Raw genomic sequence first — 18,394 nt, 5'->3', positions numbered from 1 at the left:
AGTGCAAATTTGGTGCAAAATTTTCATAAATCAGTTTTATTTCACGAAAAAAGCAAGATTAATAAAAATCTTGCTTCGTTATTTTTCTAAAAAATTAATGTTTTTATTGATAAATTCCGTCAATTTCATTTTTATATTTTTCTGAAATAATTTTACGTTTCATTTTCAAAGTTGGCGTTAATTCTCCCGCTTCAATTGTAAATTCATAAGGTAATAAATGAAATTTTTTAATCTTTTCCCAATTTCCAAAATTGACATTTAATTTATTGATTTCATTTCCTATCAATTCATAAATTTTTGGATGCGTTAAAAACTCTTCATGAGGTAAATTAATCAATGAAGATTCATTTGCTTTTGCCCAATCAATGCAGTTTTCATACGAAGGAATAACCAAAGCAGCAGGGAATTTTCGTCCTTCTCCAACAACCATAATTTGTTCGACATAATTAGATTCTGAAAGAATTTTCTCAATTTGTTGTGGGACAACATATTTTCCTCCAGAAGTTTTGAACATTTCTTTTTTACGATCGATAATTTTTAAGAATTTATTATCAACCCATTCGCCAATATCGCCCGTATACAACCAACCATCTTTCAAAACTTCAGCAGTTGCTACTGGATTTTTATAATATCCTTGCATGATATTTTTCCCTTTTGCTAAGATTTCTCCGTCTTCAGCTAATTTAATTTCAATATCAATCAAAGGAATCCCTACAGTTCCTATTTTCATTCCACGTTTGATACAATTTACAGATAAACAAGGTCCAGCTTCTGTTAAACCATAACCTTCGTAAATTGGAATTCCGGCAGCTAAATACAATTTTAATAAACGAGTTTGTAAAGTTGCACTTCCCGAAGCAATTCCTTTTACATTACCACCAAGCGCTGCTTTCCATTTCGAAAAAATTAATTTTCGAGCAATGTTTAATTGAAATTTATACCAAGCCGAAAGCTTCGATTCGTCTAAATCATACTGTTCTCCTAACGAAATTGCCCAAAAGAATAAAGCTCTTTTAACTCCTGTCAATTGTTCTCCAGTCGCCATGATTTTATCATAAACTTTCTCTAAAACACGTGGAACAGCCGAAAAAATATGCGGTTGAACTTCTTTCATATCTTGCCCAATTGTATCCATTGATTGCGCAAAATAAATTGGTAAGCCCATTTTGATGTACACATATTGAAAGACGCGTTCATACGCATGACAAGCAGGTAAAAAAGACAACGCTTTATCATACGCTTTTACAGGAAAAGAATATTCGGAACTATTAACATCAGCTAATAAATTTTCGTGAGAAAGCATCACACCTTTCGGATTTCCCGTTGTTCCAGAAGTATAAATAAGAGTTGCTAAATCAGTTAGTTTTACATTGTCCATCTTCGTTTGTAGTACATCATCAGCAATAGAAATTCCTTTCGAAATTAGCTCAATCCAATTTGGTGTATGCGGATAAGTATTAAATGTATAAACTTGTTCAAGATTTGGAATATGATCTTTGATTCCTAATAATCGTTGATATAAAGCATCATTACTCACAAAACAAAGTTTGATTTCGGCATCATTTAGGATAAATTCGTAATCATTGTCCGAAATATTGGGATAAATTGCCACAACAACAGCTCCAATTTGCTGAATTGCAAAATCTACTAAATTCCATTCCAAACGATTTTCGCTAATCAACGCAACTTTATCATTTGGTTGAACACCATTTGCAATCAAACCTTTCGAAATATTATTTACTCGATTGATAAAATCTGTTGTCGAAATTCCCTTCCATTCTCCTTTTTCTTTGTAATTAAAAATAGAAATGTTAGGTGTATTTTTTTCTTGAAATCGAGGTAAATCGAATACTCTTTGTGGTTGTTTCATATTCTTGAAATAAGGATACAAATTTCTGCTAATTCTTTCTACTTTAGAAATTATTTGCTCATTCTTTTCTCAAAAAAATTAAGTTTATTATCAATAAAAATCATTTTATTTTTTTGCAATAATTATACTATACTCTCTTTCAACTTTTTCGCCAGCTTTGCTAATCGCACTTTCCGAAAATGTTTTTGTATCTTCAATAGAAAATTTAGCTGATTTCAATAGTTTTATCACTTCATCTTCTGTGTACAAATTGAAGCCAAATTGAGTAAAAGGCAATGTTTCCATAAATTCCTTTTTAGCAAAAGTAAGCGCAAATTTCCCGTTGAATTTCAAGACTCTATAAATTTCACTCAAGAAAAGTTTAGGATTTTTCCAAAAATAGATTGTATTCACCGTAAAAATTTTATCAAATCGTTTTTCATAAAAATGAATTCTTTCATCCATAATTATTTCAAACCTAATACTTGAATTCAAATAATCAGAATTGTTCATGATAGCACTATTTTTCATGACCTGTGAAAGTTCTAAACCAATATATTCTAAATCCTTTGCTTGATTTAATACATAAGGTAAATGCTTACAATTTCCATGACCTAACTCTAATATTTGTTCTTTATTTTGTAATTGTAAATGATCTATTGTCGTTTTTATCATACCAAAATTACTTTCATTCATTTGCTCACCAACTTCAATTCCTTCGTCTCCATTTGGACAACTCAATTGTTCCGCAAGATTTTGTAAATCAATATTATTTTTCATTAAATTTATTTATATAGAATAATTCTAAATTAATAAATATTAATCATTGTTCGCGTGATTTTAATCATTTAAAAATTACATCTTACCTTTGAAAAATAGTAAAATAGATGAAGGATATTATACGAACTGAAGACGAAGATGATTTCAAATTGTTTTGTTTGGAATCTGTAGCAGATATTGAAGAGCAAAATGATTCGCAATTATTGGAATTTTTGGAACATTTGGCTCGAGAATTTCAGATTACAAATGTTTATAAAACGACTGATAGCTTTGAAGGTTTCGAAGAAAGTTTGACCAATCTTCTTTATCATGATAAATATTTTAGAGATTATAAAATCATTTATTTAGTTTTTGAAGGCGAAGGAAATCAAATTCAAATTGATGATTATTACTATAGTTTGGAAGAAGTAGCAGAAATTTTTCAAGGAAAACTAACCGATAAAATTGTTCATTTTGCAAATACAATGAGTTTAAATTTGGAAGACGAAAGTTTTCAATATTTTATTGATGTTACAGGAGCAAAAGCCTTATCTGGATATGTAAACCCTTCTCCAATTTTGAGTACAATTTTAGATCAATATTATTTTTGTTTAGCAAAAGAAATTGATGACGAAGAAGAGCTTGTACATGCATTGTTTGATAAACACGCCAATATATGCCTGAAATTAGGATTTAGATTGTATCATTAATAAGATTTAACAATAAGCTAAAACACTTCTCAGAAATAATCTATTCATTTACAAAAATAATAAAATGGATAGACGTAAATTTCTTAGAGGATCGGCATTAATTTCTACAGGCTTAATTCTAAATCCTTTCGATTTATTTGCTCAAAATAAAATCAAACCTAATCTTTCTACAAATTCTGCAAAGAATATTATTTTTATGATAAGTGATGGAATGAGTTCCGGAACTCTTGCTATGGCTAATTTGTACAACATACAATTGCATGGAAAAAATGGTAATTGGATAAATCTTTATGAAGAAAATAAAGTAAAAAGAGCTTTAATGGACACCGCTTCTGCAAGTTCTATTGTTACCGATTCAGCTGCTGCAAGTTCAGCTTTTGGAGGTGGAATTCGTGTGAAAAATGGCGTATTAAATATTAGCACGAATGGAGAACATCATGTTCCGATTTGGCAAAAGTTCAAAAAAGCGGGTAAAAGAACAGGGTGTGTGACTACAGTTACTATTACTCATGCCACTCCAGCTGGTTTTTGTATAAATTCTGCAAGTAGAAATGCAGAACCAGAGATAGCTGAAAAATATGCCGAAATTGGCATTGATGTTTTATTAGGTGGTGGTGATGAGTTTTTTAATTCATCCAAAAGAGAAGACAAGAAAGATTTGTATGCTATTTATAAAAATAAAGGCTATCAAATTGCGAAAACAAAGGAGGAATTAGGAAAATCTCAAAACAATAAATCTCTATTAGGTATTTTCAATACTGGAGCAATTCCTTACGCAATCGATCATAAAAATCTCTCAAAAAATAAATCTATTCCTACACTTGCCGAAATGACTAAGGTTGCGATTGATAATTTGAAAGATCATCAAAATGGTTTTGTATTGCAAGTAGAAGCTGGAAAAGTGGATTGGGCGGCACATGCAAATGATGTTGCAGGATTAATAAATGATCAAATTGCATTTGATGAAACAATCAAAACTGTAATGGATTTTGCTGAAAAGGATGGAAATACGTTAGTTATCATCACAACTGATCACGGAAATGCAAATCCAGGAACTATTTATGGAGCTGATGTAAACAAAAAATTTGAAAGTATTGTTAATTATAAATATACCAACGAACATATTTTGAATGAAATTCACGAAGATTTTAATATACAAGAAATCAAAGATTGGATTGTCGAAACAAATGGTTTTAGTTTAACTGATGATGAAGCAAAACATATGTTAGATTTTTACAAAGGTTTGGATAAAGAAGAAGGATTATATAATTTCAAAAAGCTTCCGTTCAAATTTTTCTCTGAAATTCAGAAAAAACACAACAATGTAGGTTGGATAAGTATGGATCACTCGGGCGATTATGTAGAATTAGCTATGTATGGACCAGGAAGTGATTTGTTGAAGCCATTTGTAAAAAATACAGATCTTCATCAACTTATGTTACAAGCAACGAACGTAAATGTATAGTAAACAAAAACCTCTCAAGTTGAGAGGTTTTATGTTTTATTCTTAAACTATATTTTACATCGAATGCGCTTTATTTCCTTCGAAATGAATCATCCAAGGTGTTCCAAATTGATCAATAAAAGACGCATAAAGCTCAGCAAAAAACTGCTCAGCCAAAGGCATTTCTAACGATTTTGCATTTACCGAAAGACGATCATATAATTGATGCGCTTCTGCGGGATTATCAACATCAAGCATAATGTAATTATTATTTCCAGCTTTGTATTGATGTCCAAATTCTTCAATAATATCAGAACCCATTAACATTGTTGTTTCATTAATAAACAATGCCACATGCGAAACTTTATCCTTTGCACTTTCTGGAATCTGAAATTCTGGATTTGGCGGCATATCTACCATTTTATACATCCCAATATTTTGCGTTTCAAAAACAGTTTCATAAAACTGAAATGCCTTTTCGCAATCTCCGTTAAAATTTAAGTAAGCGTGTACTTTAGCCATAATATAGTGTTTTTTTGTGATTATTTTTTTAATATAATGGTTGACCATTTTCATCGGTTGTTAAAACCTCGGTCATATAATCTAAAAATGGTTGAAGAACTTGAATTGATTTCGCCACTTTCTGCGGAAAATCTTTTGCTAAAACTTCTTCATCTGTAAAATTCTTAATAAACAAATATTGCTTTTTACGTAATAATTCAATTCGTTCATGATCTTTAGAGAAACCTTTTGGCGCAGATTTCACTTCATCTCCTTGCATTTCTCCAAATTCTTTCTGAATCGTTTTTGATTGCAAAATCTTTGCTAATTCATCCGAAACTTCAATATCTTTTCTGATACGAAGCAAATCATCGCGCTCTGGTCCCCAAAAACCAACACCTATAAAATTATGATTCGGTTGAATATGGAAATAATACCCACCTCTATTAAGCGGTTTTTTGCGACCTGTTTGCGCAGAAAAATGAGTTTTATAAGGAGTTTTATCATGAGAAAAACGAACATCTCTGTAAATTCTATAAATTTTAAGCGGTTCTAATTCTTCCTTTTTACTTAATTCTTGGTAAATCACATTGAAAATTGAATCTGCTTCAGCTTTCGCTGTATCAAATTCAACTTTATGTTCTGTAAACCATTCGCGGTTATTATTTTTTTGTAATTTATTTAAAAATTTATCGATTTGTGACATGATTTATTTTTTTCGATTAAGTAGAACTTTTTCATAATTTTCTATCCATTCTTGTGGCGTAATTTTTTGCGCTAATTTTCCGATTAATTCGAACGGAATATCCTCCACTTTTTTGAAACGAATACAACTTTTTCCCATATCTAATTTACGTTTTGAGTATTTTGGATATTCATCAACAAACCAATTCAGCAATTTATTGTCCATATAAATTCCCATGTGATATAACGCAATGAAATTCTTTTGAGAAGCAATATTGATAAACGGCAACGGTGATTTCGGATCGCAATGATAACCATTCGGATAAAGTGAAAACGGTACAACAAACCCAAGATGACCATAGCTCAACTGCAACTCGAAACCAGTGGGTAATTTATCTGCCAAAATTTTAATTAATTTCTCAACAGCTTCTTTTCTTTCTACTGGAATTGACGTTAAATATTCTTCTAAATTTGCGACTTCATATTGCATTATTTTCGATATTTATCATTCAAACCTTTTCCTTCTAAAATCATAGGTTTTATTTTTTCGATGCGAGAAATTTTCGTTTTCTCTTGTTTTGCTTCATCAATATATTCGATGTATTCTTTTTGTCTTCCTGAAGTTAAAGCTTTAAATGAAGTAAATAATTTATTGTTTTGATTTAGAGTTTCTTTCAAAATCCCATCAACTTCTTTTGGTACAGATTTTTGAGGTTTTATTTCCTTTCCGTCTTTCACCAATTGAATCGCTTCTAAGACATATTCTCTTACTTTTTCGACATCAATTTCATCGGCAGAATTAAATCTCCATTGACGCAAAGCTTTCGTTTTTTCTTCATTCGCATTCACCAAAACTTTATATTGATCTTTCAAGAAAACGCCATTGTGAAACCACAACGCAAAATGATTTTTGAAACCACTAAATGCCAACACATTTTTCTTGTTAAACGTATAAATATCTCCACCCCATTTAAACTCTTTTACAAGTTCCGTTTCATTTACAACTTGTTGAATTTTCTCATTCGCTTCTGCCCAATTACCATTGTATTTCGTCCATTCTTCAGCTTTCTGATCTTTCATCAAACTAACTTTATACAACACAATTTCTCTCAATAATTTCTTCGGTAAAACTTTATCCAAAGGAAGTTGTATTGTACCTTTTGATGTTTTATAATCGGTTAAATCATTTTTAAAATGTTCGATTGTTTCTGCTCCAGGATAAATCCCTACATGATTTTTGAACATCGCAAAATGAATCACATTTCCATTCAAACGAAATGTTGGCATTTTATAATTAATCGTTTCCATTGCTCTTGGTACAGCTTCATGAATAATTTTTCTTACGTTTTCTAAAATCTCCTGTTTAGCTTGATCAAACCCAAGAATATATTCATCAATAGTTGTGAAATTATCTGTCATCATAATTAATCTTCGCAAATCTCTTTCAGTTTGCGCAGTGCATTTATCCACATTTCTCTGACTTGAGTTTCTGGAAAAACCTGATCATCTATCTCCACCGAACAGGTTAATCGTGTGTGACCTTCTACATCTTCCATTTTATAGGTTTCTTCTGTATTTTTCCACGCATCAATTTCTGGTCCATCAAAAATTTCTTGACCTTCTTCATTCAGCTTTCCTATATGACGCATTTTGATTGATTTTCCAATAATATTTTCATCTATTGTAGCAATCATCGCTGCCGAACCTTTCTCGGTATCATAAGTGAAATAAACATGAGAACCTTCGGACCAATCTCCTTTAAAATCTGAAGTTTCACTAAACGATTTCGTCCAAATTTTATACGAATCTGGCGCAATCATTACTTTATGCACATGTTTAGGCTGCGCATAAATTACTTCTGTAAACGATACTTTTTTCATATTTTAAGCATTTGCTAATCCAAAAACAGCTCCAGCAGGATCTTCTACAATTGCAAATTGAAGATTTCCTTCTTTATTTTTAATCTCATGAATAGATTTCCCTCCCATTTCCAACGCTTTTTGTAAACTTTCCGCAACATTTTCTACACTAATGTACATAATCCATTGAGAAGGAATTCCTTTATTCATACCACGTTTCGTACAAACTCCACCAGCCGCATTTTCTGGAGAAGACATCATTGCATAATCATTGTATTCTTCTTCGCCATCTTTCATCGCAACATTTTTGACTTCCCAACCAATCACTTCTTTGTAAAAATCTTTTAATTCAGTCGAATTTTCAACAGTTAAATCAGCCCAAACCATTTGACCAATTTTCGATTTATTTTCTTCCATCTTCTACTATTTTTATCGATTTGATTCAACATAATTTTTGAAACTATTCAAAATAGCTTGCCAACCTTGTTGTTGCATTTCAGTAGGATTTTGACTTTCTGGTTCAAATTTTTCTGTGATTTTGGTTAAATTATTTTCTTCATGAAAATTAATTTCAACCTTACGACCATCTGCGATGTAATAACGAATAAATTTATTTGGAATGATTTCATCATATTTAGCTTCAAATTCGAATTGAAAACTGCCATCTTTCGCAGCCATCGTACTCTTTAATTTTCCACCAACTTGCAAATCATTTTCTGCTTTCGGACAATGCCAATCATCAGAAGCTTGATTCCATTTTACAATATCTTCAGGAGAATTAAAAGCTTTCCAAACTTGATCTATTGGAGCATTTATTATTGTTTCGATTGTGATCATACGTATGTCTTTTGTTCATTTTTAAGGTTTCATAAAATCAAAAGCACCTTTGCGCAAATTAATTCCATATTCGAGATAAGCTTTCAAACAAGCCAAGAAATTAGCCCAACCTTCTGTTTGTCCCATCAATTGCTTAATTCCAGCTTCATCATCATTCATTTCATGTTCAATGACTTTGACAATTGTCGAATCATTTTCTCCTTTTTCAAGAAAAATTTCCACCAACATATCATCAACACCGCCACTCCAATCAAACGAAATGTATTCATCTTGTTTTAAATCGCCTCCCATTACAGGAAAAATATCATCAAACTCAGGGAATTTCCATTCAACAATTTTTCCAGTTTCGATAGCACCCGTAGAAGAAGCGATAAAATATTGATTCATCTTATTTGGATTAACAATCGCATCAAAAACTTCATTTTTAGGTTTCTGAATTTGAATTGTTGCTTTTGCAGTTAACTTCATTTCAATTGATTTTGGCTAACTAATTTAGTCAAAAAAAGTGTTCGAATTTTCAAATTCATAAAAAATAATTAAAACTTTATCGATATTGAAATCATTTGTAGAAAATAATTCGATTTATAAGTGTAAAATTTAAAAGTTTTTTACATTTATAGTATTGTAAAATTGATAAACACGTGAAAAAATTTACTCAAAAAGCAACTCTACTTAGTCTTATTTTGATGAGTGGAATTAGCTATGCGCAAGTTGCAAAAGCAGATTCTGCCTATGTTAGAGAGCATTATGAAAAGACCGAACAATTGATTCCGATGCGAGATGGAACGAAATTGTTCACGGCTATTTATACGCCAAAAGATCAAACCAAAAAATATCCTGTTTTACTTAATCGAACACCTTATACCGTAGCGCCTTATGGAGCAAATGAGTATAAAAAATCGCTTGGAAATTTCCCTGCAGAAATGCGCGAAGGTTTTATTTTCGTGTACCAAGATGTGAGAGGAAAATGGATGAGCGAGGGTGAATTTGAAGATGTACGACCTGTTAATAAAACGAAAAATAAAAAAGCGATTGACGAAAGTACAGATACGTACGACACATTGGAATGGTTGGCAAAAAACATGAAAAATTACAACCAAAAAGCTGGAATCTATGGAATTTCTTATCCTGGTTTTTATTCAACAATGAGTTTAGTTAATTCGCATCCAACCTTGAAAGCTGTTTCGCCACAAGCACCAGTTACGAATTGGTTTTTAGGCGACGATTTTCATCACAATGGTGTATTATTTCTGAATGATTCTTTCAAATTTATGTCGTCATTTGGTGTAAAACGTCCGCAACCAATTACGCCAGATAAAGGTCCAAAATCATTAGAATATCCAATCAAAGATAATTACCGTTTTTATTTAGAAGGTGGATCTGTAAAGGAATTGAAGGATAAATATTTTCAAGATAATATCAAATTCTACAATGATTTGTTTGCACATCCTGATTATGATCAATTTTGGCAAGATAGAAATCCTTTGCCACATCTTACCAATGTGAAACCTGCTGTGATGACGGTTGGTGGTTTCTTTGACGCAGAGGATGTTTATGGTGCTTTTGAAACTTATAAAGCAATTGAAAAGCAAAATCCGAATGCGACAAATATTTTGGTCGCTGGACCATGGTTTCATGGTGGTTGGGTTCGCTCTAAAGCCGATACGTTTGGCGATATGCAGTTTGGAACGCCAACAGGTGAATATTATCAGCAACAAATTGAATTACCTTTTTTCAATTATTATTTAAAAGATAAAGGAAATTTCAAACCGACAGAAGCGCAAATCTTTATCACAGGTTCTAACGAATGGAAACAGTTTGATACTTGGCCACCAAAGAATGTGACAACTCAGAAAATGTATTTGCAAGCCAACGGAAAAATATCTTTTCAACAGACTAATAATACAAGTTTTGATGAATATGTAGCAGATCCAAATAATCCTGTTCCATATCAAGGTGGTGTTTTAGAAAGTCGTCCACGAGAATATATGGTCGATGATCAACGATTTGCGTCAACTCGTCCTGATGTTATGGTTTATCAAACCGATATTTTAACGGAAGATATGACAATCACAGGTCCAATTATAAATCATTTATTTGTTTCATCAACAGGAACAGATGCTGATTATGTAGTAAAATTGATTGATGTTTTTCCTGAAGATACACCAAAATATAATGGGAAATTGATGGCTGGATATCAAAATTTGATTCGTGCCGAAATTATGCGAGGAAAATACCGCAATAGTTTTGAAAAACCCGAAGCAATGGTTCCTAATCTGAAAACAAATGTAACGTATTCTATGCCAGATGTTGGACATACTTTCAAGAAAGGACATCGTATTATGATTCAAGTTCAAAATACATGGTTTCCTTTAGCAGACCGCAATCCGCAACAATTTATGAATGTTTATGAAGCAACCGCGAAAGATTTCTTGAAACAAACACAACGAATTTATCACGATTCTTACATCGAAATTCCAGTTTTGAAATAACAAAAAATCCAACAAGTAATTTGTTGGATTTTCTATTTTGATTCTATCAATTTATTCAACTAAAACTGCAGAAATCAACACTTTTTCGAAACTAAATGAAACACTAATCGGACAGGTTTCTTCTGCCTCTTTTGCTATTTTCTGAAATTCTTCATCTGTAATCGAAGGAATACTTGCTGTTAAACTTAATTCTGATCGAACAACTTTTCCTCCTTCAAAAACAATTTTACAATCGGTTTCTAATTTTTCTGCTGTATAACCTGCGTCTCCAAGTAATGCAGAAGTTTTCATTGTAAAACAACCTGCATGAGCCGCTGCCAGAAGTTCTTCTGGGTTTGTTCCTACTCCTTCTTCAAATCGACTTTTGAACGAATATTGCGTATTATCTAATACTGTACTTTGTGTGGTTAATGTTCCTGATCCTTCTGTAACCGAACCATTCCAAACTGCTTTTGCACTTCTTTTCATTTTGAATATTTTTTAGATTGAATTTTATTAAAGTTAAAGATTATGAAATCATAAGAAGAATTAATTCTCAACTTTAAGAATAATTTTAACGAAAAAAGTTCAGATAAAAAATATCTGAACTTTTACTAAAAAAACTACTAACCACCCTTTACTATGAATTGTATTAGGTTATTCAAATTTACTAAGAAACTAATATTTATAAAATTGAAAATCAATTTCTAATCTAATTTTAATTTTAGAAAATCTTTATAACGTAACTTTTCCTATCTTTCCTTTATTCCCAACCAAAATCACATATTTCTTATCTGGCGAAACTGTACACGTATTGTAACTATCTTGTGTAATAGTTGTCCAATTATGTCCTCCATCTGCTGAATAATCCACTCCAGAATATCCACAAACCAAGACTTTATCTTTTGAAATAATTGTTACGCCAGATTTATATCCTGTTGGATATTTCCATGAATCTTGAAAAGCAATTTTACCATTTGTCAACTTAAATTTATAGAAATTATAGCTCGAATCTTCTGGTTTTGTAAAATCTCCACCAACCAAATATCCTACATTATTTGTTGCGTCATAAGCCATTCCATTAATTCCAGAAGTAGAACTTTTTGTTTTCTCTAACGCATACATTTGACCACCTTTTGGCGTATAATAGTATAAATTCGATAGCTCTCCTCCTGTCACAATCAAGGTTTGCTTTGCATCTACATACAAATTACTTCCACTTGAAGCAAAAAAAGCTTCTTTCGGATTTTTTAAACGCAAAGGTTGACCATGAAGCGATTTTGCAACTTCCCATTTTGTCGGATCAGTAATCGAAGACGTTAATACAAATGGTTTATCTGGCGACATTGGATCGCCCAAGACAATAATCTTTTTCGAAGTTTTATCCACATAAATTGCATCTAAAAAAATACCTTTTTCATTATTTTCATACACTTTATTCCATGATTTTCCGCCATCTTTCGTTTGCAAAACATAAGCAGGAGAATCAATTCCTAAAGCTAAATAGTTATCTTTTCCTAAAACTTCTACATCTCTAAAATCTCTATTTTCAACAACTTTCGGGTTAATCCAACTAAATGTTTTACCACCATCTATCGTTTTACCAATTGTATTTTTTGAGCCAGAAACAATAAACGTTTTTGCATCCTGAAAAGCCAAACCTCGGTAACTAACAGACGAATTTTCCTCATTAATCACTTGATAGGTTTGCGCAAAAGACAAACTCGATAACAATAGGACGAAATATTTCATTTTTTTATAAATTTTAGATTCTACATTTTATATAAAACTATTTTATCTCGGCGAATCAACCAAATATTTTTTAAGTTTGTGTTTTACATCAAATAAAATGAAACGATATACATTCTCAACATTACTTCTAAGTCTTACTTTAACATGTTTTAATCCAATTAATCAAACTGTTTATGGACAAAATATGTCAAAAAATAGTTCGAGAAGTTTACAGATTAATGAAAAAACATTAAACGATATTCTTGAGAGAAATAAAGCTTTTTACAAAGAAGGAAAAGTTGCCGATTATATTCCAGAATTAGGAAAAATGCAAGCGGATAAAATTGCTTTTTCTGTAGTTAATGAAAATGGTAAAGTGATAAATGTTGGCGATATCAATCAAAAATTTACAATTCAAAGTATTTCTAAAATCATTGCGTTGATGATTGCTGTTACAGAAAAAGGGGAGAAAAATGTATTTTCTAAAATGGGTTATTTCGGAACAGATAAACCATTTAATCATTACGCAAACCTTGAAACGACAGGAAAACCTCTGAATCCAATGATGAATGCTGGTGCGATTTTAACAACTTCTATGATTGATGGTGAAGGTGAAATTCCTTTCAAAAAAATCCTTGAAATGGTTCGCTACATCACCAAAAATAATTCGATAGATTATAGCAAATCCGTTTATAATTCTGAAAAAGAAACGGGACACAAAAATCGTGGAATGTTTTATTTGATGAAAAATAATGGCTTGATTGAAGGTGATGAAGAAAAGTTGAACAACTATTTCAAACAATGTTCTATCGAAGTAACTGCCGAAGATTTAGCTAAAATTGGTTATTTCTTTGCGCATCAATGCACACGTTTTGATGGTGATGCAACGTATAAAAATCCAGAAATCTCACAGTTAATTCAATCTCAAATGTTGACTGCTGGAATGTATGAATTTAGTGGCAAATATTCACGCACCGTTGGTTTACCAAGTAAATCTGGCGTTGGTGGCGGAATTACCGTTTCCGTTCCAAACAAAATTGGTATCGGCGTTTTCAGTCCTGCACTTGACGAACATGGGAATTCCGCAGCTGGATATCATATGATTTTGGATTTGGTAAAGCAATACAATTTAAGCTTATTTCAATAATTTCTTATGTTCGATTTTAGATTAAAAGTTTTTGATACGGTTGCTAAACGATTGAATTTCACGAAAGCAGCAAACGAATTAAACATAACACAACCAGCTGTTACAAAACACATTAAAGAAATTGAATTAAATCTTAACATTAAGTTATTTGAACGAAATGGGACGAAAATAAAATTGACCAAAGCTGGTGAAATTCTATTAAAATATACAGAAGAAATTTTTTCTGTTTATCAAAAAATGGAATTTGAAATTGGGCAATTACAAGAAAAACAAAAAGGAATTTTACGTTTGGGTGCAAGTACGACAATTGCGCAATATGTATTACCTCCTATTTTGGCAGAATTTCGAAAAAGATTTCCTGAAATTCAATTGAGTTTGGTGATTCAAAATTCGGAAAGAATTGAAGAATTATTAGGAAATCATAAAATCGATGTCGGTTTAATTGAAGCTCAAATCAAAAATAGAACGTTTCATTATTTTCCGTTTATGAAAGATGAAATTGTGTTAGTTTCTCGTCAAAATCATTCTATTTTTACCAAAAATAATATCAAATTAGATGATTTAAAGAACATTCCGTTGGTTTTTCGGGAACCTGGTTCTGGAACTTTAGAAACCATTGATTTAGCTTTAAAATCGAAAAATATAAAGCTAAATGAACTCAATATCGAAATTCAATTGGGAAGTACAGAAAGTATAAAATCGTATGTGTTACATTCTGATGCTTTAGCGTTTTTATCAATTCAATCTATTTTACAAGAACTTAAAAATCAAACTTTAACTATTATTGACATTAAAAACCTTGTGATAGAACGTAATTTCAATTTTATCATTCCAGAAGGTGATCAATCTAAATTGGTGAATTTGTTTATTAATTTTTGCAATAGTTATAACTTAAAGTAATAATAGATTACTTTTTATCATTTCTTTTTGAATAATAAGTACAAGAAATTTGTACCATAAAATTATTCAAATCATGAAAATTATACATTCAGAAAAAGGCTTATTTCAACAATTCACTACACAAAAAGTTATCTTTTTAATTTGTGCATTTCTATGTTTAATGCCTTTTATAAGCTCTCCTATCGCATTAGTTTTAGGATTTGTTGTTGCGCAAATATTTGGAAATCCATACGAAGTACAATCACGAAAAGTATCAAACACTTTACTGAAAGTTGCTGTGGTAGGTTTAGGATTCGGAATGAATATTTTTTCGGCTATACAAGCAGGAAAAGAAGGAATTGTATTCACCGTTGTAAGTATTTCTACGTTGATGATTTTAGGATTTTTATTTACCAAACTCTTCAAAATTGAAAAAGCTACAGGCTACCTAATTTCCGCTGGAACAGCAATTTGCGGAGGAAGTGCAATCGCTGCAATCGCGCCAATTACAAAAGCAAAACCCAATCAAATTTCGGTTGCTTTAGCAGTAGTTTTCACATTAAACTCAATTGCATTATTGATTTTCCCACCGCTTGGACATTTATTCAACTTATCTCAACACGAATTTGGTTTATGGTGCGCTATCGCAATTCACGACACAAGTTCTGTCGTTGGAGCAGCAAGTAAATACGGAGAAGAAGCTTTACAAATCGCTACAACAGTGAAATTAGCTCGCGCACTTTGGATTATTCCATTATCGTTTTTAACCTTATTGTTTTTCAAAAACAACACATCAAAAATTAATATTCCGTGGTTTATTGGTCTATTTTTAATCGCTATTTGTGTGAATACCTATGTACCTTTTGTCCATCAATTTAGTCCAATTATTATCGATCTATCTAAAGCTGCTCTTACGCTTACATTATTCTTAATCGGCACAAGTTTATCATTCAAAATGATGAAAAATATCGGCTACAAACCGTTATTAATGGCGATTATTTTATGGGTAATTATTGGTGTTGGAAGTTTAATTATGATTATGAATTTAGCTTAAAATCATTCAGATTTCTATATTTGTTGTTATCTTTAGAACAAGAAAATTTACAATGAATCATCGATTATTAAAAAATATTGCTCTCGGAATTGGATTTTCAATTTCGAGTTTTGTTTCTGCGCAAACCTATACTTTAAAATTCAAAACTAATTACGGAAAATTTGATGTAATGTTATATGATTTCACTCCCAAACATCGCGATTTGATTTTGAGTGAGATTAATAAAGGAACTTATACAAATGCACAATTTAACAGAGTTGTGAAAGATTTCGTCATTCAAGGAGGCGAATTAGATGATCCTATTTTGGCGCGAGAAGCCGAACATCCAGAGCAAAAACCGATTCGTTTAGCGCCAGAATTTAATCCGAAAGCTTTTCATAAAATGGGAGCTTTAGGTGCTGGTCGAGATGGAAATAAAGAAAAAGCTTCTTATTACAATCAAATTTATTTTGTTGTAGGAAAAAAAATTACAGCGAAAGAATTAGATGATTTGGAAACTAAAAAAGGAATCAAATTTACAGCAGAACAACGCGCTGAATATTTAAAAAATGGCGGACAGCCTCGTTTAGATCATGATTTTACAGTTTTTGGAGAAATTACAAAAGGTTTAGACAAAGTCATGAAAATTAGTGAATTTGAAACAAAGAACGAATTACCATTAGAACCTGTTATTTTTTCAATCAAAGTGAAAAAGAAAAAAACGCCTACAAAATATAACAAAACAAGTGTTTCTTTGGGCGGTACAGCGATAGGTTTTTAATTATTATTTTTGCAAATCAATTACAAATTATGCAATCATCAATTTTATTAACGACTTTAAACGCAAAATATATTCACCTCAATTTGGCAATTCGTATTTTGTACGATTTAAATCATCATCATGGAAATATTTTTTGGAAAGAATTTACGATTAAATCTGACTTTGATGAAGTTGCAGAAAAATGCGTTAAATACAATATTATCTGTTTTAGTTGCTACATTTGGAATATTACGCAGACGTTAGAAGTTTGTAAACGAATCAAACAAATTTCTCCTGAAACTAAAATTTTGTTGGGTGGACCAGAAGTTAGTTACGAATATGATGATGTGATTGCAAATGATTATATCGACTATATCATTGTAGGTGAAGGAGAAATTCCGTTCGAGGAATTTGCAGCAAATTATCCCGCAATAGAAAATGTACCGAATTTAGTTTACAAAAAAGAGAACAAAGTTGTTTTCAATGCACAAAATATTCAATTTGATATTAATCGATTAAAAGGTCGAAATCCTTATCAATACGATAATCCAGCGGATTTGGAAAAGAAGGTTTGTTACATCGAAACTTCTCGTGGATGTCCTTATAAATGTGAGTTTTGTTTAGCAAGTTTAGACAATAAAATGCGCTATTTGCCGATGGAAACCATTAAAGAAAATTTGTTGTATTTGATGAAGCATGGAAAAACAATTAAGTTTTTGGATCGAACATTTAATATAAAACGTGATTTTACGATCGAATTGTTTCAATTTATTTTGGATCATTATCGTGAAGGAAATGTTTTTCAGTTCGAGATTACAGCAGATATTGTTCATCCTGATATTATAAAATTCATCAACGAAAATGTTCCAAAAAATCTTTTCCGTTTCGAAATCGGAATTCAAACCGTTAATCAACAAAGTAATCGAGAAGTTTCGCGCAAGCAAAATTTTGAAAAAACGTCAAATGTTATCAATCAATTGAAAGATCGTATTGAGATGCATTTAGATTTAATTGTTGGTTTACCTTTGGAATATATTGATGATTTGAAATTTAGTTTCGAAGAAACCTTTAAACTATATCCACCAGAATTGCAATTAGGTTTTCTGAAATTTCTGAAAGGGACTCCAGTTCGTCAAAAATATGAAAACTATGGTTACCATTTTGATCCAATGCCGCCTTATCAAATTATAAAAAGTGATTTTTTAAGTGAAAATGATTTAGAAAATATTACTGCTTTAGAAAATGCTCTGGAGATTTATTGGAACAAACCAAGAACGCCAGAAACGCTGAAATATATTAGTCAAAAGTATTCTATTTTCGATTATTTGATGGGATTAGGACAATATTTTGAGCAGCATCATTTGTTTCACAAACATACCTTGAACGATGTTTTTCAAACGATTTACGATTTTACGCAAACATTTACAAACGACAAAATTATATTAGAATTAATCGCGATTGATTATTATAGTTTTCATAAATCAAAACCAAAAGATTTATTTGAAATGGAACAAAAAATTGAAGAAGATTTGAGTGAACTTGCTTCTCATCCAAAAAGTAAATTTGTTTCGATTCCAATTTCATTTGATTATCTAATTTGGAAAGATGAAAATCGAATTGAAGAAACTACTGAAAATTGGTTAATAGAATTTGTAGGAACTTCTCACAATATTATTCATTGCGAAGTTTTAGAGAAATAGAAGTATAAAAAAACCTCTCAAATATTTGAG

At 31.1% G+C, this 18,394-nt stretch carries 20 protein-coding genes; 8 read left to right on the top strand and 12 right to left on the bottom strand.

What is annotated here, in order from left to right; all coding sequences use genetic code 11:
- Positions 1–103: 103 nt before the first annotated feature.
- Positions 104–1,870, bottom strand: a complete 1,767-nt coding sequence (locus B3M86_RS13205; RefSeq protein ID WP_291076052.1) for an AMP-dependent synthetase/ligase — start codon at positions 1,868–1,870, stop codon at positions 104–106.
- Positions 1,871–1,975: 105 nt separating this feature from the next.
- Positions 1,976–2,629 (bottom strand): class I SAM-dependent methyltransferase, encoded by a 654-nt coding sequence (locus tag B3M86_RS13200; RefSeq protein WP_291076054.1) that lies wholly within the window; start codon positions 2,627–2,629, stop codon positions 1,976–1,978.
- Positions 2,630–2,736: 107 nt separating this feature from the next.
- Here B3M86_RS13200 and B3M86_RS13195 point away from each other — a divergent pair, with 107 nt between their 5' ends.
- Together B3M86_RS13195 and B3M86_RS13190 are read left to right on the top strand one after the other, a co-directional pair.
- Positions 2,737–3,318, top strand: a complete 582-nt coding sequence (locus B3M86_RS13195; protein ID WP_219033962.1) for a DUF6642 family protein — start codon at positions 2,737–2,739, stop codon at positions 3,316–3,318.
- Between the two features lie 64 nt (positions 3,319–3,382).
- Entirely contained in the window at positions 3,383–4,783 is a 1,401-nt protein-coding gene (locus B3M86_RS13190) for an alkaline phosphatase (RefSeq protein WP_219033963.1), read from the top strand.
- Positions 4,784–4,837: 54 nt separating this feature from the next.
- Here the strand turns inward: B3M86_RS13190 and B3M86_RS13185 are convergent, their stop codons facing one another.
- The 8 genes from B3M86_RS13185 to B3M86_RS13150 are packed head-to-tail and all read right to left on the bottom strand — an operon-like array spanning position 4,838 to position 9,111.
- Complete coding sequence (locus B3M86_RS13185) at positions 4,838–5,284, bottom strand: VOC family protein (protein ID WP_280050962.1); 447 nt, start codon at positions 5,282–5,284, stop codon at positions 4,838–4,840.
- Positions 5,285–5,312: 28 nt separating this feature from the next.
- On the bottom strand, positions 5,313–5,969 hold the full coding sequence (locus B3M86_RS13180) for a DUF2461 domain-containing protein (protein ID WP_291076055.1): 657 nt from the start codon (positions 5,967–5,969) through the stop codon (positions 5,313–5,315).
- Positions 5,970–5,972: 3 nt separating this feature from the next.
- Positions 5,973–6,437: a DUF1801 domain-containing protein gene (locus B3M86_RS13175; RefSeq protein ID WP_219033965.1), complete on the bottom strand. Its 465-nt coding sequence runs from the start codon at positions 6,435–6,437 to the stop codon at positions 5,973–5,975.
- Complete coding sequence (locus B3M86_RS13170) at positions 6,437–7,366, bottom strand: DUF1801 domain-containing protein (protein ID WP_260509580.1); 930 nt, start codon at positions 7,364–7,366, stop codon at positions 6,437–6,439. Before B3M86_RS13170 ends, B3M86_RS13175 begins: the two co-directional genes overlap by 1 nt.
- 5 nt (positions 7,367–7,371) lie before the next feature.
- Positions 7,372–7,827 carry an SRPBCC domain-containing protein gene (locus tag B3M86_RS13165; protein ID WP_125350073.1) on the bottom strand — a complete coding sequence of 152 codons (456 nt, stop codon included), beginning with the start codon at positions 7,825–7,827 and terminating at the stop codon, positions 7,372–7,374.
- Positions 7,828–7,830: 3 nt separating this feature from the next.
- Positions 7,831–8,223, bottom strand: coding sequence for a VOC family protein (locus B3M86_RS13160; RefSeq protein WP_125350072.1), 393 nt, complete (start codon positions 8,221–8,223; stop codon positions 7,831–7,833).
- A gap of 12 nt (positions 8,224–8,235) precedes the next feature.
- Complete coding sequence (locus B3M86_RS13155; RefSeq protein WP_125350071.1) at positions 8,236–8,643, bottom strand: SRPBCC family protein; 408 nt, start codon at positions 8,641–8,643, stop codon at positions 8,236–8,238.
- A gap of 21 nt (positions 8,644–8,664) precedes the next feature.
- A complete protein-coding gene (locus tag B3M86_RS13150; protein WP_219033967.1) occupies positions 8,665–9,111 on the bottom strand; it encodes an SRPBCC domain-containing protein in 447 nt (148 codons plus the stop codon).
- A 218-nt stretch (positions 9,112–9,329) separates the two neighbouring features.
- Here B3M86_RS13150 and B3M86_RS13145 point away from each other — a divergent pair, with 218 nt between their 5' ends.
- Positions 9,330–11,135 (top strand): CocE/NonD family hydrolase, encoded by a 1,806-nt coding sequence (locus B3M86_RS13145; RefSeq protein ID WP_219034004.1) that lies wholly within the window; start codon positions 9,330–9,332, stop codon positions 11,133–11,135.
- Between the two features lie 51 nt (positions 11,136–11,186).
- Here B3M86_RS13145 and B3M86_RS13140 read toward each other — a convergent pair whose 3' ends face one another.
- Complete coding sequence (locus B3M86_RS13140; RefSeq protein WP_115000360.1) at positions 11,187–11,603, bottom strand: OsmC family peroxiredoxin; 417 nt, start codon at positions 11,601–11,603, stop codon at positions 11,187–11,189.
- 246 nt (positions 11,604–11,849) lie between these two features.
- The gene (locus tag B3M86_RS13135; protein WP_219033968.1) at positions 11,850–12,866 is read right to left on the bottom strand and encodes a YCF48-related protein; all 1,017 of its coding nucleotides are present in this window, start codon (positions 12,864–12,866) and stop codon (positions 11,850–11,852) included.
- A 184-nt stretch (positions 12,867–13,050) separates the two neighbouring features.
- Between B3M86_RS13135 and glsA the strand changes: the two genes are divergently transcribed.
- From glsA to B3M86_RS13110, 5 genes are all read left to right on the top strand, one after another.
- Positions 13,051–13,992 carry a glutaminase A gene (gene glsA, locus B3M86_RS13130; protein WP_371875726.1) on the top strand — a complete coding sequence of 314 codons (942 nt, stop codon included), beginning with the start codon at positions 13,051–13,053 and terminating at the stop codon, positions 13,990–13,992.
- Between the two features lie 6 nt (positions 13,993–13,998).
- Positions 13,999–14,892: a LysR family transcriptional regulator gene (locus B3M86_RS13125; RefSeq protein ID WP_219033970.1), complete on the top strand. Its 894-nt coding sequence runs from the start codon at positions 13,999–14,001 to the stop codon at positions 14,890–14,892.
- 73 nt (positions 14,893–14,965) lie between these two features.
- A complete protein-coding gene (locus B3M86_RS13120) occupies positions 14,966–15,925 on the top strand; it encodes a YeiH family protein (RefSeq protein WP_115000367.1) in 960 nt (319 codons plus the stop codon).
- 52 nt (positions 15,926–15,977) lie between these two features.
- On the top strand, positions 15,978–16,685 hold the full coding sequence (locus B3M86_RS13115; protein WP_219033971.1) for a peptidylprolyl isomerase: 708 nt from the start codon (positions 15,978–15,980) through the stop codon (positions 16,683–16,685).
- A gap of 29 nt (positions 16,686–16,714) precedes the next feature.
- Positions 16,715–18,364, top strand: coding sequence for a B12-binding domain-containing radical SAM protein (locus B3M86_RS13110; RefSeq protein WP_291076059.1), 1,650 nt, complete (start codon positions 16,715–16,717; stop codon positions 18,362–18,364).
- Positions 18,365–18,394 lie beyond the last annotated feature (30 nt).

This window comes from Empedobacter sp. UBA6305, assembly GCF_002440405.1.
Taxonomy (GTDB): Bacteria; Bacteroidota; Bacteroidia; order Flavobacteriales; family Weeksellaceae; genus Empedobacter; species Empedobacter falsenii_B.
Note: the sequence above shows the minus strand (reverse complement) of the source record. Positions and strands in the feature narration are given on the sequence as shown.

Coding starts and splice junctions, on each gene's coding strand:
- B3M86_RS13205 (WP_291076052.1), bottom strand. CDS start 1,870: ATGAAACAACCACAAAGAGTATTCGATTTACCTCGATTTCAAGAAAAA.
- B3M86_RS13200 (WP_291076054.1), bottom strand. CDS start 2,629: ATGAAAAATAATATTGATTTACAAAATCTTGCGGAACAATTGAGTTGT.
- B3M86_RS13195 (WP_219033962.1), top strand. CDS start 2,737: ATGAAGGATATTATACGAACTGAAGACGAAGATGATTTCAAATTGTTT.
- B3M86_RS13190 (WP_219033963.1), top strand. CDS start 3,383: ATGGATAGACGTAAATTTCTTAGAGGATCGGCATTAATTTCTACAGGC.
- B3M86_RS13185 (WP_280050962.1), bottom strand. CDS start 5,284: ATGGCTAAAGTACACGCTTACTTAAATTTTAACGGAGATTGCGAAAAG.
- B3M86_RS13180 (WP_291076055.1), bottom strand. CDS start 5,969: ATGTCACAAATCGATAAATTTTTAAATAAATTACAAAAAAATAATAAC.
- B3M86_RS13175 (WP_219033965.1), bottom strand. CDS start 6,437: ATGCAATATGAAGTCGCAAATTTAGAAGAATATTTAACGTCAATTCCA.
- B3M86_RS13170 (WP_260509580.1), bottom strand. CDS start 7,366: ATGACAGATAATTTCACAACTATTGATGAATATATTCTTGGGTTTGAT.
- B3M86_RS13165 (WP_125350073.1), bottom strand. CDS start 7,827: ATGAAAAAAGTATCGTTTACAGAAGTAATTTATGCGCAGCCTAAACAT.
- B3M86_RS13160 (WP_125350072.1), bottom strand. CDS start 8,223: ATGGAAGAAAATAAATCGAAAATTGGTCAAATGGTTTGGGCTGATTTA.
- B3M86_RS13155 (WP_125350071.1), bottom strand. CDS start 8,643: ATGATCACAATCGAAACAATAATAAATGCTCCAATAGATCAAGTTTGG.
- B3M86_RS13150 (WP_219033967.1), bottom strand. CDS start 9,111: ATGAAGTTAACTGCAAAAGCAACAATTCAAATTCAGAAACCTAAAAAT.
- B3M86_RS13145 (WP_219034004.1), top strand. CDS start 9,330: ATGAGTGGAATTAGCTATGCGCAAGTTGCAAAAGCAGATTCTGCCTAT.
- B3M86_RS13140 (WP_115000360.1), bottom strand. CDS start 11,603: ATGAAAAGAAGTGCAAAAGCAGTTTGGAATGGTTCGGTTACAGAAGGA.
- B3M86_RS13135 (WP_219033968.1), bottom strand. CDS start 12,866: ATGAAATATTTCGTCCTATTGTTATCGAGTTTGTCTTTTGCGCAAACC.
- glsA (WP_371875726.1), top strand. CDS start 13,051: ATGTCAAAAAATAGTTCGAGAAGTTTACAGATTAATGAAAAAACATTA.
- B3M86_RS13125 (WP_219033970.1), top strand. CDS start 13,999: ATGTTCGATTTTAGATTAAAAGTTTTTGATACGGTTGCTAAACGATTG.
- B3M86_RS13120 (WP_115000367.1), top strand. CDS start 14,966: ATGAAAATTATACATTCAGAAAAAGGCTTATTTCAACAATTCACTACA.
- B3M86_RS13115 (WP_219033971.1), top strand. CDS start 15,978: ATGAATCATCGATTATTAAAAAATATTGCTCTCGGAATTGGATTTTCA.
- B3M86_RS13110 (WP_291076059.1), top strand. CDS start 16,715: ATGCAATCATCAATTTTATTAACGACTTTAAACGCAAAATATATTCAC.